Genomic DNA, 14,268 nt, shown 5'->3' on the forward strand with positions numbered 1-14,268 from the left:
CCGCCTTCAAGGCCGACCGACCGGTTTTCCGGCCGGTTCCACCGCCAAAGCTCACCCCCACGCCGCCCACGCCCCCTTCACCACCGCACCGGCAGACTCCGCACGCCCCGTATCAGCAGCCCCGGCAGCCACTCCCCCGGCGGCCCGTCCGGCGCGAGACCGGGGGCGCGCTCCAGGAGGGAGGTGAGCGCCGTGCGGGCCTCCAGGCGGGCCAGCGGGGCGCCGAGGCAGTAGTGGATGCCGTGCCCGAAGGCGAGGTGGCCCCGGGTGTCGCGGCGGGGGTCGAAGCGGTCGGGGTCGGGGTAGCGCGCGGGGTCGCGGTCGGGCGCGGCGAGGCCGATCAGCACGTGGTCGCCCTGTTCGAGGGCGACGCCGCCGATCTCCAGCGGCTGGGCCGCGTACCGGAACGTCGCGTTCTCCACCGGCCCCTCCCAGCGCAGCGTCTCCTCGATCACGCCGTCCAGGAGGCCGGGGTCGGCGCGCAGGGCGGTGAGGTGGGCGGGCTGGGTCAGGAGCGTGTGCACGGCGTTGGTGATCAGGTTGGCGGTCGTCTCGTGGCCCGCGATGAGCAGCAGGAACGCCATGCCGCGCAGTTCGCCCGCGGAGAGCCGGTCGCCGTCCTCCGCGGTGACGCGGATCAGGTCGCTCAGCAGGTCGTCGGTGGGCCGGGCGCTGCGCTTGTCCTCGATCAGCTCGGTCAGGTACGCGCCGAGGCGGGCGAACGCCTCGGGGCCCGCGTCCGGCCCGCTGGGCGCGACGGCCTCGGTGGACATCGCCCGGAACGCCGCGCGGTCCGGCTCGGGGACGCCGAGGAGTTCGCAGATGACGGTGATGGGCAGCGGGTAGGACAGCGCGTCCACGAGGTCGGCGCGCCCGCGCGGGATCATCTCGTCGAGCAGCGCGTCGGTGATCTGCTGGATCCTCGGGGCGAGGCTCTGGACGCGGCGCGCGGTGAACGCGCGCGTGACGAGCGCGCGCAGCCGGGTGTGCTCCGGCGGGTCGGTGCCGAGGAGGTGACGGCCGAGCAGTACTTCCTCGGTGTCGTCGCCGATGCCGCGCTGGTCCTTGACGAGTCTGCTGTCCGCGAGGGCCGCGCGCGCCTCCTCGTACCCGACGATCAGCCAGGGTTCCCAGAGCCCGTAGGTCCCCATGAGCCGCACCCGGTGGACCGGGCCCCGTTCGCGCAGGCGCGCGTACACCGGGTACGGATCGCGCCGGAACTCCTCGCCCAGCCCTGTCAGATCGACCACATCACCCATCGCTGCCCCCTCCCGTCACCCCGACAACGGACGGCGTCACCGGGAAGTGCCCGGCACGACGAGAAACCCGAACGACCGCGCGGTGTAAGGGAGTTGGGCCGACACCCGCGAAGCACCTCCCCCGCCCTCAGCCCCTCACCCGTCCCCGGCCCTATCCCCGTCCCCGTCCAACAGCCCCCCGTCATAGGCGAGCAGCGCGATCTGGACCCGGTTGTTGAGCCCGAGCCGCGCGAGGATCCGGGAGACGTGGGACTTGACGGTCGCCACGCTCATGAACAGCTCCCCGGCGATCTCGGCGTTGCTCATGCCCCGCCCGACGCGCACGACGACCTCCCGTTCCCGGTCGCCGAGTTCGGCGAGCCGTTCGCGGGCGCGCGCGTGCCGGGTGTCGGCGGCGACGCCCGCGGCGTGGGCCATCAGCTGGCGGGTGACGACGGGCGAGAGGACCGGGTCGCCCGCCGCGACCCGGCGGACCGCGTCCAGGATCTCGGCGGGCGGGGTGTCCTTGAGGACGAACCCGGCGGCCCCCGCGCGCAGGGCGCGCAGGACCTGTTCGTCGGCGTGGAAGGTGGTGAGGACGACGACCTGGGGCGCGTCGGCGCGGGCGCGCAGCCGTTCGGTGGCGGTCAGGCCGTCCACGACGGGCATCCGGATGTCCATCAGGACGACGTCGGGCCGTGTCCGGTCGGCCAGGGCCTCGACCTCGGCGCCGTCGGCGGCCTCCCCGACGATCCGGACGTCGTCGGCGCCGCCCAGCATCAGGGAGAGCCCGGCCCGCACCAGCGGGTCGTCGTCGACGAGGAGCAGTCTGATCGTCGTGGTCATGGGCTTACGAAATCACGTCCGGACGGCCCGGCGGGACCCCTCACCGCGCGCTCTCCGCCGGCCAGGGCAGCCAGGCGCGGACCTCGAACCCGCCGTCGGCCAGGGGCCCGTGCGCGAGGGTGCCGCCGGCGAGGGCGGCGCGTTCGGTGAGGCCGATGAGCCCCTGCCCGGAGCCGGGTACGTGCGGGACGTCGCCCTCGGGGGCCGGGTTCACGACGGTGACGGTGAGGCCGTCCCCGGGGGCGCCGGTGACCGTCACGGACACCTCGGCGCCGGGGGCGTGCTTGCGGGCGTTGGTCAGGGCCTCCTGGGCGATGCGGTAGGCGGTGCGGCCGACGGAGGCGGGGACGGCGGCGGGGTCGCTGACGCGCTGGTCGAGGACGACCTTGGCGCCGGCCTCGCGGGACTCGGCGGCCAGGGACTCCAGGCCGCCGAGCGTGGGCTGCGGGCGGCCCTCCTTGTCGTCGGCGTCGCTCGCGCGCAGGACGCCGATGATCTCGCGCAGGTCCTGAAGGGCCTCGTGGGCGCTCTCCCGGATCACGCCGGCCGCGCGGGCGATCTCCTCCTGGGGCGCGTCCGGGCGGAACTCCAGCGCGCCCGCGTGGACGCTCAGGAGGGTCAGCCGGTGCGCGAGGACGTCGTGCATCTCGCGCGCGATGGCCTCGCGCGCGAGGCGCTGCGCCTGTTCGGCACGCAGGCGCGCCTCGGTCTCCGCGCGGTGCGCGCGGTCGCGCAGGCTGAGCATGAGCTGTCGTTTGGAGCGGACGAACAGGCCCCAGCCGACGACGCAGGCGCTGAGCACGAGAACGAGCAGCAGCGAGCCCAGATAGGGCAGGGTCGGGTCGGGGCGCAGCCAGTAGAACACCGGCATCACCGCGAGGGAGGCGACGCAGACCGCGACGGACTGCCTGGGGGGCCGGTGGACGACCAGGGTGAACAGGACGATCAGTCCGGCGCCGCCCGCGCTCGCGGAGACCAGGCCGACGGGGATCATCGCGACGGCGATCGCCAGCGGCCAGCGGCGGCGCAGCCACACGGCGGCGCAGCAGAGGGCGCCCACGACCTGGTCGATGACGGCGACGGAGTGCGGGAGGTGTTCCTTGGGGAGGTCGTCGACGATGAGGAGGCCCATCAGGACGGCCACGAAGAACGCGGTGAAGTCGACGAGCCAGTCGCGCACGGTGCGCCGGGGCCGCCGGCCCGCCCGCGCGGGGCCGCCGTCCTGGTCGAGTTCGGCGACGACGGCGGACGGCAGCAGCCACCGCGGCCCCTCGAACGCCCGTGTCCCCCGGTCCTGCTTCACGGTCTTCACGGTCGACAAATCTATGCGGCCCCGACGCCCGCCCGCCGCCCCGGAGGGGTGATCGGCTACCTAAGTCGCGGCGTCGTCGACTTTCGGCCCTCCCGCGCGCGGGAGTCCGAGCCTTCCGTAGGGACGGCGTCGCCTCTCGGCCGGTGTGCGAGGGGGGTCCGCGGGGCGAGAGTCACCTGCATGAAAGCGCTGCTGGAAGTGATCGGGTTCCTCGCCCTGGCGCAGGGCGTGATGGGACTGCTGGACGAGTTGTTCGCCGACTGGGACATCGGGCTCGTGCGGCGGATCGGGTTCCTCGACGGGGTGGAGATCTACGCGAGCATCACCCTCGTCGTGCTCGCGTGCGCCCTGTTCGCCGTCGCGGAACGCCGGAAGCCCGACTGAGCTCAGTCGGGCTTCCGGGTCGCGCCTGTCCTTCAGGGGCTGAGCGTGGGGGTGCTCAGCAGCCGCGGTCGATCAGGTCGAACGTGGCGTAGTGGTCGGAGGTGTAGTAGTCCTCCTGGCTCTGCTGGCCGGTGACGATGCGCCGCGCGCCGCGGGTCGAGGAGCCCGGGGTGATCACGGTGTATTCGTGGTAGTAGCCACGGCTCTGGCTCGGCAGGACGCCTTCGCGGTTCTGGAAGACGACGCCGTCCTGCGAGTAGGGGAACGGGCCGCCCTGGTCGATCAGACGCAGGGTGGTGTACGCCTGGGACGGCAGGTCGCTGTAGCAGATGCTGCCGACCGCCGCGGCGGCGGGGGTCGCGGTGACCGCTCCGCCGACGAGGAGGGCGGACAGGGCGGCGGCTGCGACGCCGACTCGGGTGATGCGTGGGGGGAATCTCATGGGTCCATATGACGCGCGTAGAAGCTGGCATGTCAACGACAACTTCCAAGATTTTCCCGGCCCGTCCGATGAGTTTTCGGGAAGTTAACCTGCGGCTAGGAGACGGCCGGGATTTCGTACGACCGACGACGACGGACCCCGCCTCGCGGCGCGCGAGGCGGGGTCCGTCGTCGTCAAAAAAGCTGCTCAGCCGCCCAGTTCGCGGTGGCGGGCCGCGAGGTCGGCGGCGCCGCGCTCCGTGAGGGCGCCGTGCAGGCGCAGGCGCGAGATGCCGCCGTCCGGATAGATGTCCACGCGCGCGTGGGTGCCGACGGCCGGCTCCGGCAGGACGAAGCGGTGGTTGGTGTCGGGCTGCAGGCGCGTGCGCGGAAGGATCTCGCGCCAGTCGCCGTCGTCGCCGTCCCTGACCGCGACGGACGCCCAGCCGGCGCTGTTGCCCTTGAGGTAGGCCGTGTCGATCTCGATCGCGCGTATCTCGGCCTGGGCGGCGAGGCGGTAGCGGATCCAGTCGTTGCCCTGGTCGCGGCGGCGCCGGGTCTCCCAACCGTCGTCCATCTGCCGGGAGCGGCCGGGGCGGATGGTGTTGGAGGCCGGGGAGTAGAACAGGTTCGAGGCGTCCTCGGCCTGTCCGCCGTTCTCCAGGGCGACGACGTCGTAGGCGCCGAGCGCGGCGAGCCAGGCGGGGTCGGGCACGACCTCGCCGTACACGCGCAGGCGCGCGATGCCGCCGTCCGGATGCTGGTTGAGGCGCAGGTGCGTGAAGCGCTGTTCGACGTCGACGGCGAACCCGTTGGCCGCGTGGCCGCCGACCTCGGTGCGCGGGACGAGGGTCGTCCACTTGACGTCGTCGCGCAGCAGCTCCTCCGGGGAGGGCGAGCCCGGCACCGAAGTGGCCTCCACGGAGACGGCCTTGGGGTAGTTGCCGCGGAAGTGCGCGGTGTCGACGACGATGCCGCGGACGACGCCGGGGGCGCCGAGGCGGATCAGCGCCCAGTCGTGGTCCTCGGCGGTGGGCCAGGGGTGCTCGGCGCTCGCGCCGCGCCTGCGGCGGGTCTCCCAGCCGTCCATGACCTTGCCCTTGTGCCCGAAGTGCTCGGGGTCGAAGACCGCGCGGCCGGGCAGCAGCAGGTTCTCGCGGTGGGCGAAGAACTCGTCGTTGGCGGCGATCACCCCGGCGCCGAGCTGCCGGTCGGCGAGGTCGGCGAGGTGGGTGAAGGGGAAGTCGGCGCCGCGGTGGTCCGCGTACGGATCGCCGCCCTGGTAGGGCCGCGCGTCGCCGGTGAAACGGGGGATCGCCGTCACAGGGGGTGCCTTTCGGGAGTGGCCGGTGCGGGGTCTCAGTGGTCGCGGGTCAGCAGGCGGCCCTTCGGCTCGGTGAACTCGCCGCCGGCGACGACGCGTTCGCCGCGCAGCCAGGTCGACTTCACGACGCCGTACAGGGTCTTGCCCGCGTACGCGGTGACGCGGTTGCGGTGCTGGAGGGCCGCCGGGTCGACGGTGAAGGTCTCGTCGGGGGCGAGGACGGCGAAGTCGGCGTCGTGGCCGGGGGCGATGGCGCCCTTGCGGCCGTCGAGACCGACCAGGGCCGCCGTCCGCGCGGACATCCAGCGCGTGACGTCCTCCAGGGTGTGGCCCCGCGCGCGTGCGGCCGTCCAGACGGCCGCGAGGCTGAGCTGGAGGCCGGAGATGCCGCCCCAGGCGGTGGCGAAGTCGGGGGTCTTCAGGTCGGCCGTGGAGGGCGAGTGGTCGGTGACGACGCAGTCGATGGTCCCGTCGGCCAGGGCCTGCCACAGGAGGTCCTGGTTGGCGGCCTCGCGGATGGGCGGGCAGCACTTGAACTCGCTGGCGCCGTCGGGGACTTCCTCGGCGGTCAGGGTGAGGTAGTGCGGGCAGGTCTCGACGGTGATCCGGACGCCGTCCGCCTTGGCCTCGGCGATCAGCGGGAGGGCGTCGCTGGAGGACAGGTGCAGGACGTGCACGCGCGCGTGGAGGCGTTTCGCCTGCGCGATGAGGCCGGCGATGGCCGTGTCCTCGGCGTGGCGCGGGCGCGAGGCGAGGAAGTCGGCGTACTTGGCGCCGCCGCGCTGAGGGGCCGTCTCCAGGTGGTGCGGGTCCTCGGCGTGGACGATCAGGAGGCCGTCGAAGGCGGCGATCTCCTCCAGGGCGCGGCCCAGGCGCTCCTGGTCGAGGTGCGGGAACTCGTCCACGCCCGAGGGCGACAGGAACGCCTTGAAGCCGAAGACGCCGGCGTCGTGCAGGGGGCGCAGGTCGGCGGTGTTGTCGGGCAGGGCGCCACCCCAGAAGCCGACGTCGATGTGCGCCTTGTCGGCGGCGACCGTCCGCTTCACGTCGAGGTGGCCGACGGTCGTGGTCGGCGGGAGGGAGTTGAGGGGCATGTCGATCAGGGTCGTGATGCCGCCGGCCGCCGCCGCGCGCGTGGCGGTCCAGAAGCCTTCCCAGTGGGTGCGGCCGGGGTCGTTCACGTGCACGTGCGTGTCGACGAGGCCGGGCAGGACGACGTCGTCGCCGGCGTCCTCCACGCGCGCGCCGGAGGGGACCGGGGCGTCGTGGGGCAGGACGGCGGTGATCGTGCCGCCCGAGACCGCGATCGCGGCGGCTCGTTCGCCCTCGGGCGTGACCACGCGCGTGGAGCGCAGCACCAGTTCGGCCTCGGTCACGTGGACCCCTCTCTGACCTGGGTTTACATCCCCGAAACAGAATTCAACGTTCTGTTGAAGGAGTCTTCACTCGACCCCTCCGGAGCGTCAAGGGTCCACCCCTCCCGCCTAGACCTTTCCGCATCACGGAATTACGCTTTCACCAGTCAGAACGTAACGACGGACCCCCTGATGAGTCAACAGACCGGCGGGTAGGCTGCTGCCTCCTGACTGCCGAAAGGAACGCGCCGTGCCGCCGTCCAGCGCCAGCACCTCCGAGTCCGCCAAGTCCGCAGGAGGAGGGGTCCAGTCCCTAGAGCGCGCCTTCGACCTGCTGGAGCGGATGGCCGACTCGGGCGGCGAGGTCGGACTGAGCGAGCTGTCGGCGAGCAGCGGACTGCCCCTGCCGACGATCCACCGGCTGATGCGCACGCTGGTGGCCTGCGGCTACGTCCGCCAGCAGCCGAACCGGCGCTACGCGCTCGGGCCCCGGCTGATCCGGCTCGGCGAGTCGGCGTCACGACTGCTCGGCACCTGGGCGCGGCCCCATCTCGCGCGGCTCGTCGAGGAGACCGGGGAGACGGCGAACATGGCGCTCCTGGACGGCGACGAGATCGTCTACGTCGCGCAGGTGCCGTCCAAGCACTCCATGCGGATGTTCACGGAGGTCGGGCGGCGCGTCCTGCCGCACTCCACCGGCGTCGGCAAGGCGCTCCTCGCCGGCTTCCCCGACGGGGACGTACGCGCCCTCCTGAGCCGCACAGGGATGCCCGCGGCCACCGAGAAGACCATCACCACCCCCGACGCCTTCCTGGCCGCCCTGGAGGCCGTACGCGACCTCGGCTACGCCGTCGACGACAACGAGCAGGAGATCGGCGTCCGTTGCCTCGCCGTCTCCGTGCCCGACTCCCCCACCGCCGCCGCGATCTCCATCTCCGGACCCGCCGGGCGCGTGACGGAACAGGCGACCGAGCGGATCGTGCCCGTGCTCCAGCAGGTCGCCCGGGAGCTGTCGGCGGCGCTGGCCAGCCAGAACCACGTCTGACGTGCGGTACTGGCCGGGGCACTACACCGACCGCCACGGCCGCGAACCCGTCGTCTTCACCTCCGACGGCCGCGCGCGCATCCGCGTGACGATCCGGGGCGTGCTCTTCGAGGGCGACAGCATGGACGACCTCGGCGCGCTGTCCGGTGAGCCGCCCGCGCGGGCGTTCACGTTCATGGACGACGGGGCGCTCTGCTCCTGCCTCCTGGAGTGGCAGGAGCCCCTGCCCGTCACGGTCGAGGGCGACGGCACGCGCACGGGGGCGCTGCACTGCGCGCTGCGGATGGGCGACCCCCGTCCGGCCGGGGGCGGGATCGACGCGCAGGCGCTGAGCGTCTTCCTGCGGCTGGACGGGCGCGACTATCCGGCGGAGGGGGTGCATCACGGCATCGAGGACGCCCTGCACGAGATCCAGCTCCGACTGCCCGCCGGGACGCGCGTGAAGGCGTGCGTCGCGTGCGCGTGGTCCGACTACAGCCCGGCCGGGAGCGGGCTGATGGGCGACCTGGCGTGTTTCCGGGACGCGAAGGAGGCGTACCGGCGGGTGCGCGGGAAGCACGGGCCGGACGGCATCTTCGCGTGCTGGGACCGGCTCACGGAGTTCGTGCAGGAGACGTGGCTGTGCGGGGAGTTCGAGGAGCGGACGGGGAGTCCGGGGTACCGGGGGGCGTTTCCGTACACCCGGTGAGAGCGGGCGCGCACCCGGTGGGAGTGGGCGTTCACTCACCCCCTCTCGGACCCTCCGAACACCTCCACCCCCGCCCCGGCGCCGGCCCGCCGAACACCTCCACCGCCGCCCGGACCTCCGCCAGCCCTCCGGACAGGGCGCTGACCGAGCCGACGGCCGCGGTGATCGTCAGGAGGGAGGTGCGCAGGCGGGGGATCTCGGGGGTGCCGTGGGAGGCCATGGCGGCGAGGGTGGCGAGTTCGTCCTCGGCGATGGCGCGGTCGGGGAAGTCCGCGGGGTGGGCGGCGAGTTCGCGGCGCAGACGGGAGACCGCGGCGCGTAGCGCGGTGACTCTGGGATCCTCGTCGCTGCCGGTCACTGTCCTCTGCCCCAAGCTCCGCAACACCGTTCCTCCCCCCGAGGACGCGGGCCAGTAAACGCCACTCGCGGGGCGCGGCGCCACACAAGGGACGGAAAATCGGCGCCGTCCGGCCACCCACGCGGGCGCGCGTGAGGGTATGCAGGAGGCATGACGCACAACGAGGGCCAGGTCGTCGGTGTGGTGCTCGCCGCGGGCGGCGGGCGCCGGCTCGGGGGACGCCCCAAGGCGTTGCTCGTCCACCGGGGCCGTCCGCTGGTGGAGCACGCCGTGGCGGTGCTCCGCGCGGCCGGTGTCGCGCGCGTGCACGTCGTCCTGGGGGCCGCCGCCGGCGATGTGCGCGAGGCGGCCCGGCTGGAGGACTGCGTGGTCGTGGAGAACGCCGCCTGGGCCGAGGGCATGGGCGGCTCTCTGCGGGCCGGAATCGAGTCGGCCGGGGCGATGGGCGCGGGAGCGGTCCTGGTGGCGCTGGTGGACCAGCCAGGCGTCGGGACGGAGGCGGTGCGCCGGGTCCTGGAGGCGTACGAGGGCGAGGAGTCGCTGGTGTCGGCCGCCTACGACGGGGTACGCGGCCATCCCGTCCTCTTCGGCGCCGCGCACTGGGCGGGCGTCACGGCGTCGGCGACCGGCGACCGGGGCGCGCGGGCGTACCTCAAGGCGCACACGGTCCGGCTCGTGGAGTGCGGGGACGTCGCCGAGGCGTACGACATCGACGTCGAGGCGGACCTGGGCCGCCTGGAGTGAGCCGAGGCCCGCGATCCCCACTCAACAAACCATTGAACTTCCACGATGAGGAAACTAGTATCCATTTTTACGCCCCGCCCTCCACCACCGGAGAGCCGCCTCTCCGCGAAGGAAGTGACCGCTCATGTCCGCACTGACCCTCGTCGACGCCGAGCCGCTGCCCCGGCAGGAGGAGGTGCTGACGGACGAGGCCCTGGCGTTCGTGGCGGAGCTGCACCGGCGCTTCACCCCGCGCCGCGACGAACTCCTCGCCCTGCGCGCCGAGCGCCGCGCCGAGATCGCCCGCACCTCCACGCTGGACTTCCTCCCGGAGACCGCCGCGATCCGCGCCGACGACTCCTGGCGCGTGGCCCCCGCCCCGGCCGCGCTGAACGACCGCCGCGTCGAGATCACCGGCCCCACCGACCGCAAGATGACGATCAACGCCCTCAACTCGGGGGCGAAGATCTGGCTCGCGGACTTCGAGGACGCCTCCGCGCCGACGTGGGAGAACGTGGTCCTCGGCCAGCTGAACCTGTCCGACGCCTACACCCGGACCATCGACTTCACGGACGAGCGCACCGGCAAGTCCTACGCCCTGCGCCCCGACGCCGAACTCGCCACGGTCGTCATGCGCCCGCGCGGCTGGCACCTGAACGAGCGCCACCTCGTCGACGAGGACGGCACCCAGGTCCCCGGCGCCTTCGTCGACTTCGGTCTGTACCTCTTCCACAACGCGCGCCGCCTCATCGACCTCGGCAAGGGCCCGTACTTCTACCTCCCGAAGACCGAGTCGCACCTCGAAGCCCGCCTGTGGAACGAGGTGTTCGTCTTCGCGCAGGACTACGTGGGCATCCCGCAGGGCACGATCCGCGCGACCGTCCTGATCGAGACCATCACCGCGGCCTACGAGATGGACGAGATCCTGTACGAACTCCGCGACCACGCCTCGGGGTTGAACGCGGGCCGCTGGGACTACCTGTTCTCCATCGTGAAGAACTTCCGTGACGGCGGCGCCAAGTTCGTCCTGCCGGACCGCAACGCGGTCACGATGACGGCCCCGTTCATGCGCGCGTACACCGAACTCCTCGTCCGCACCTGCCACAAGCGCGGCGCGCACGCGATCGGCGGCATGGCGGCGTTCATCCCCTCCCGCCGGGACGCGGAGGTCAACAAGGTCGCGTTCGAGAAGGTCCGCGCCGACAAGGACCGCGAGGCCGGCGACGGTTTCGACGGCTCCTGGGTCGCCCACCCCGACCTGGTCCCGATCGCCATGGAGTCCTTCGACAAGGTCCTCGGCGACAGGCCGAACCAGAAGGACCGCCTGCGCGAGGACGTCCGCGTCGAGGCCGCCGACCTGATCGCCGTCGACTCCCTGACGGCGAAGCCGACCTACGACGGACTCGTCAACGCCGTCCAGGTGGGCGTGCGTTACATCGAGGCGTGGCTGCGCGGGCTCGGCGCGGTCGCCATCTTCAACCTCATGGAGGACGCGGCCACCGCCGAGATCTCCCGCTCGCAGATCTGGCAGTGGATCAACGCGGGCGTCGAGTTCGAGAACGGCCAGAAGGCGACCCCCGAGCTGGTCCGCGAGGTCGCCGCCGGTGAACTCGCCGCGATCAAGGCCGAGTTGGGCGAGGACGCGTTCGCCGCGGGCCGCTGGCAGCAGGCGCACGACCTGCTGCTGACGGTCGCCCTGGACGACGACTACGCGGACTTCCTCACGCTGCCCGCGTACGAACAGCTCAAGGGCTGATCCCCGGACGGCGGTTCACTTCTCCGAGTGGCCCAGGGACTTTCCCGGGGCCACTCGGTCGCGTACGGCCCTCTTCACGGCCGTCGGCTCGGGGAAGCCCTGTTCGCGCCGGTCCCAGACGACCTCGTCGTCGACCCGCACCACGAACACCCCGCCCGTGCCGGGTCTGAGGGCGAGTTCGCTCAGCTCCGTCTCGAACGTGGTCAGCAGTTCCTGCGCGAGCCAGGCGGCGCGGGGCAGCCAGCGGCACTGGGTGCAGTACTCGATCTCGACACGGCCACTCATCCGAGGTGCACCGACCAATCCTGTTGGGCCGCGGGCTTGCCGTGCAGGTCGGGGACCTGCTTGAGCCACGCGGGGCGTCCTTGCCGACTGCGCGCCGCGCGCAGGGCGTTCTCGGCGGCGAGCGCTTCCCCGCTGGGGAAGTCGGTGGGCAGCCACTGCCGGGAGGCGCGTACGCGCGCGTAGAGGTAGGCCACGTACGCCTCGCGGGCCTCGGCGGGCGTGGGGAAGTCCTCGGTGAGCCACGCGTCGGGGACCTCGGCGACGACCGCGCGCAGCAGTTCCTCGGTGACCTTCGGGGCGAGTTCGGCGTCGGCGGCGCGCACGTCGGGCCCGTACCCGCCGAGGGCGTGGTGGCGGAAGTCGTACGCCTTGTGCGGCTCGGAGGCGTCCCAGCGGTGGTGGAAGACGAGGGCGGCGCCGTGGTCGATGAGCCACAGGCGCGGCTCGGCGACACCGAGAGTGGGCCACACCATCAGGTTCGAACTGTGCACCGTACGGTCGACGTTGACGGTCAGGGCGTCCAGCCACACGACCCGGCCGGCCTCCAGCGGGCCGACCGCGAACGCCTTCGCGACGTCCGGCGTGAAGTCGCGCGCGCCCGGCAGGAAGTCCATGCCGAGGTTCAGCCCGGCGCTCGCCGCGTGCAGCTCGCGCACCTCCTGGTGCGGCTCGGCGTCCGCGATCGCGGGGTCGAAGCGGACCAGCACCAGCTCCGGGAACCGCAGCCCCAGCGCCCGCGCCAGCTCCCCCACGATCACCTCGGCCACCAGCGCCTTGCGCCCCTGCGCGGACCCGGTGAACTTCACGACGTACGTCCCCAGATCGTCGGCCTCGACGACCCCGGGCACCGAACCGCCCGACCTCAGGGGGTTCACGTATCGGACGGCAGTCACTTCGCGCAGCACACCGGCCAGCCTAAGCCAGGTCAGGAACCCGCCAGCGGGTTGGGCAGGGGGAGGTAGCGGGCGTCCGCGCCGTCGGCGCCGGTCCAGCGCAGCAGGAGGTTGGTCTTGCCGGGGAGGGTGGGCGCGGTCAGGAGCGCCGCCGCCTCGGGGAGGTCGCAGCGGGCGAACTCGTGCCGTACGGCGGGCCAGGGGTCGAAACCCGGGTGGTGCTCGACGAGGGCACCCGCGGCCTCGGTGAGGTGGTTGACGACGAGCGTGTAGACCAGCCTCTCCCAGCCCGCCGCGCGCCCGACGTCCGCGAGGAGCTTGACGCCCTCCGCGTCCCGGTACAGGGCCCGCACGGGCGTCCCCGAGCCGTCCACGGCCACCAGCGTGTTCTGGGCGTGCGCTTCGAGGACGACGCCGGCGGCGAACGCGGTCAGCGCGGGCCGGACGACGGCCCCGAGGTACGCCGTCCACCAGCCCCCGGGGTCGGGTGTGGCGGCGAGCGGGCTGCCGTCGAAGCCCTCGGTGAGGCCCGCCGCGAGCAGCGGGGTCGCGCCGAGGTCGCCGAAGCCGTCGCGGACCAGGACGGCCAGCTCCTCGAAGGCGAAGGCGGCGGTGCGGTAGCCGCGGTCGCTCAGCCAGGCGCCGGGCAGCGCGCGGGCGGCGGCCTCGTCGGTCCTGCGGAGTTTGCGCAGGTCGTGGGCCCACAGGCGGCGGATGTCGTTGGTGATGCGGACATCCAGGCTGAACTTGAGGAAGAGGTCGCGGGCCGGGTCGTGGACGGTGCGGATCGCGGCGGTCGGCCAGGTGTCGCCGGTCGTGCCGAGCCGGACGAGGTCCCCGTCCTCGAACGCCTGCCGCAGCGTCTCGCCGATGAGCGCGAGCTGCCAGGGGTGCGCGGGCAGCAGCCGGTAGCCGGGCGGGGCCTCGCCGAACGCGTCCAGGGCACGGACGTCGCCCTCCTCGACGACCAGGTCCTCGCGCACGCCGAGCAGGGTGAGCGGGAAGCTCGCATACGCCTCGGGCGCGTACGGCAGCCACGCCGCCGCCGGGCCACCGCCGCGCGCCTTGGGGGCCGGGTGGTAAGGGTGGCCCGTGACCAGGGACTGCTCGGAGCGGCGGTAGAGGTCGGCGGGCGGGGTCACACGCGCGCGTGCGTCGAGGATCGCGGCGACCGCCTCGCGGCTGTCCAGCATCTCGGCGGGGAGTTCGTGGTTGTCGAGGCCGGTGTGGAGGCGGAGTTCTTCGGCGACGAGTTTCACCAGGGCGGGGTGGTCGAGGGGGTGGGTGGTGCGGTCGGGGCGGTGCGCGCCGTCTCGCTCCGGTTCCGTGAGATCGAGGCCGGGCCCGGTGATCAGCTCGGGTTCCGTCGGCCGGCGCCCCCCGCGCACCCTCAGCAGCCGCCCGCTGGGCAGCCGGTGGACGCCCGGTTCGGCCGTCGGCTGGGCGACCTCCCGCAGCAGGCAGTTGAGCAGCGGCGCGGCGGCGTACGCGTCGGCGGGCGGGGGGTCGTAAGGCACGCGTTCCACTTCGTTCTCTACGGTCCGTGCGGGCAGGGGCGATCAGTATCGCCGTCGCCACAGCCTGCCATGACACTCTCCGTACGCTTCCGTCCGTATCGCCCGCAGCCCCGCACCGCACCGA

At 73.1% G+C, this 14,268-nt stretch carries 15 protein-coding genes; 5 read left to right on the forward strand and 10 right to left on the reverse strand.

Translation table 11 applies throughout. The annotated features are described in order from the left end of the window. Positions 1-77: 77 nt before the first annotated feature. The 3 genes from IAG44_RS07920 to IAG44_RS07930 form a co-directional block, all read right to left on the reverse strand. On the reverse strand, positions 78-1,259 hold the full coding sequence (locus tag IAG44_RS07920) for a cytochrome P450 family protein (RefSeq protein ID WP_187746408.1): 1,182 nt from the start codon (positions 1,257-1,259) through the stop codon (positions 78-80). A 135-nt stretch (positions 1,260-1,394) separates the two neighbouring features. After that, positions 1,395-2,084 carry a response regulator gene (locus tag IAG44_RS07925; RefSeq protein WP_187746409.1) on the reverse strand — a complete coding sequence of 230 codons (690 nt, stop codon included), beginning with the start codon at positions 2,082-2,084 and terminating at the stop codon, positions 1,395-1,397. Positions 2,085-2,124: 40 nt separating this feature from the next. Next, positions 2,125-3,396 carry a sensor histidine kinase gene (locus tag IAG44_RS07930; protein WP_187746410.1) on the reverse strand — a complete coding sequence of 424 codons (1,272 nt, stop codon included), beginning with the start codon at positions 3,394-3,396 and terminating at the stop codon, positions 2,125-2,127. A 180-nt stretch (positions 3,397-3,576) separates the two neighbouring features. Here IAG44_RS07930 and IAG44_RS07935 point away from each other — a divergent pair, with 180 nt between their 5' ends. After that, positions 3,577-3,780: a hypothetical protein gene (locus tag IAG44_RS07935; RefSeq protein ID WP_187746411.1), complete on the forward strand. Its 204-nt coding sequence runs from the start codon at positions 3,577-3,579 to the stop codon at positions 3,778-3,780. Between the two features lie 55 nt (positions 3,781-3,835). Here IAG44_RS07935 and IAG44_RS07940 read toward each other — a convergent pair whose 3' ends face one another. The 3 genes from IAG44_RS07940 to allB all read right to left on the reverse strand — a co-directional run bounded on the left by IAG44_RS07940 (position 3,836) and on the right by allB (position 6,900). Beyond that, positions 3,836-4,222 carry a guanyl-specific ribonuclease gene (locus IAG44_RS07940; protein ID WP_187746412.1) on the reverse strand — a complete coding sequence of 129 codons (387 nt, stop codon included), beginning with the start codon at positions 4,220-4,222 and terminating at the stop codon, positions 3,836-3,838. A gap of 186 nt (positions 4,223-4,408) precedes the next feature. After that, positions 4,409-5,524 carry an allantoicase gene (gene alc / locus IAG44_RS07945; RefSeq protein ID WP_187746413.1) on the reverse strand — a complete coding sequence of 372 codons (1,116 nt, stop codon included), beginning with the start codon at positions 5,522-5,524 and terminating at the stop codon, positions 4,409-4,411. Positions 5,525-5,559: 35 nt separating this feature from the next. Continuing rightward, entirely contained in the window at positions 5,560-6,900 is a 1,341-nt protein-coding gene (allB, locus tag IAG44_RS07950; protein ID WP_187746414.1) for an allantoinase AllB, read from the reverse strand. 229 nt (positions 6,901-7,129) lie between these two features. Here allB and IAG44_RS07955 point away from each other — a divergent pair, with 229 nt between their 5' ends. Together IAG44_RS07955 and IAG44_RS07960 are read left to right on the forward strand one after the other, a co-directional pair. Continuing rightward, a complete protein-coding gene (locus IAG44_RS07955; RefSeq protein ID WP_187746415.1) occupies positions 7,130-7,924 on the forward strand; it encodes an IclR family transcriptional regulator in 795 nt (264 codons plus the stop codon). Position 7,925: 1 nt separating this feature from the next. Further along, entirely contained in the window at positions 7,926-8,612 is a 687-nt protein-coding gene (locus IAG44_RS07960) for a DUF6304 family protein (RefSeq protein WP_187746416.1), read from the forward strand. A 31-nt stretch (positions 8,613-8,643) separates the two neighbouring features. On the opposite strand, the gene IAG44_RS07965 is transcribed toward IAG44_RS07960, so the two are convergent. Further along, the gene (locus IAG44_RS07965; RefSeq protein WP_187746417.1) at positions 8,644-8,997 is read right to left on the reverse strand and encodes a DUF5955 family protein; all 354 of its coding nucleotides are present in this window, start codon (positions 8,995-8,997) and stop codon (positions 8,644-8,646) included. Positions 8,998-9,120: 123 nt separating this feature from the next. On the opposite strand from IAG44_RS07965, the gene IAG44_RS07970 reads away from it, so the two are divergent. Together IAG44_RS07970 and aceB are read left to right on the forward strand one after the other, a co-directional pair. Further along, positions 9,121-9,714, forward strand: coding sequence for a nucleotidyltransferase family protein (locus IAG44_RS07970; RefSeq protein WP_187746418.1), 594 nt, complete (start codon positions 9,121-9,123; stop codon positions 9,712-9,714). 124 nt (positions 9,715-9,838) lie between these two features. Continuing rightward, on the forward strand, positions 9,839-11,449 hold the full coding sequence (gene aceB / locus IAG44_RS07975; RefSeq protein ID WP_187746419.1) for a malate synthase A: 1,611 nt from the start codon (positions 9,839-9,841) through the stop codon (positions 11,447-11,449). Between the two features lie 15 nt (positions 11,450-11,464). Here the strand turns inward: aceB and IAG44_RS07980 are convergent, their stop codons facing one another. Genes IAG44_RS07980 through IAG44_RS07990 form a run of 3 tightly spaced genes read right to left on the reverse strand, consistent with a single transcriptional unit; the run spans position 11,465 to position 14,153 of the window. After that, the gene (locus IAG44_RS07980) at positions 11,465-11,734 is read right to left on the reverse strand and encodes an Rdx family protein (protein WP_187746420.1); all 270 of its coding nucleotides are present in this window, start codon (positions 11,732-11,734) and stop codon (positions 11,465-11,467) included. Continuing rightward, positions 11,731-12,639, reverse strand: a complete 909-nt coding sequence (locus IAG44_RS07985) for a HipA family kinase (RefSeq protein WP_187746421.1) — start codon at positions 12,637-12,639, stop codon at positions 11,731-11,733. Before IAG44_RS07985 ends, IAG44_RS07980 begins: the two co-directional genes overlap by 4 nt. A gap of 20 nt (positions 12,640-12,659) precedes the next feature. Further along, positions 12,660-14,153 (reverse strand): IucA/IucC family protein, encoded by a 1,494-nt coding sequence (locus tag IAG44_RS07990; RefSeq protein ID WP_187746422.1) that lies wholly within the window; start codon positions 14,151-14,153, stop codon positions 12,660-12,662. Between the last annotated feature and the right edge of the window lie 115 nt (positions 14,154-14,268).

The sequence above is a fragment of the Streptomyces roseirectus genome (genome assembly GCF_014489635.1).
GTDB classification, from domain to species: domain Bacteria; phylum Actinomycetota; class Actinomycetes; order Streptomycetales; family Streptomycetaceae; genus Streptomyces; species Streptomyces roseirectus.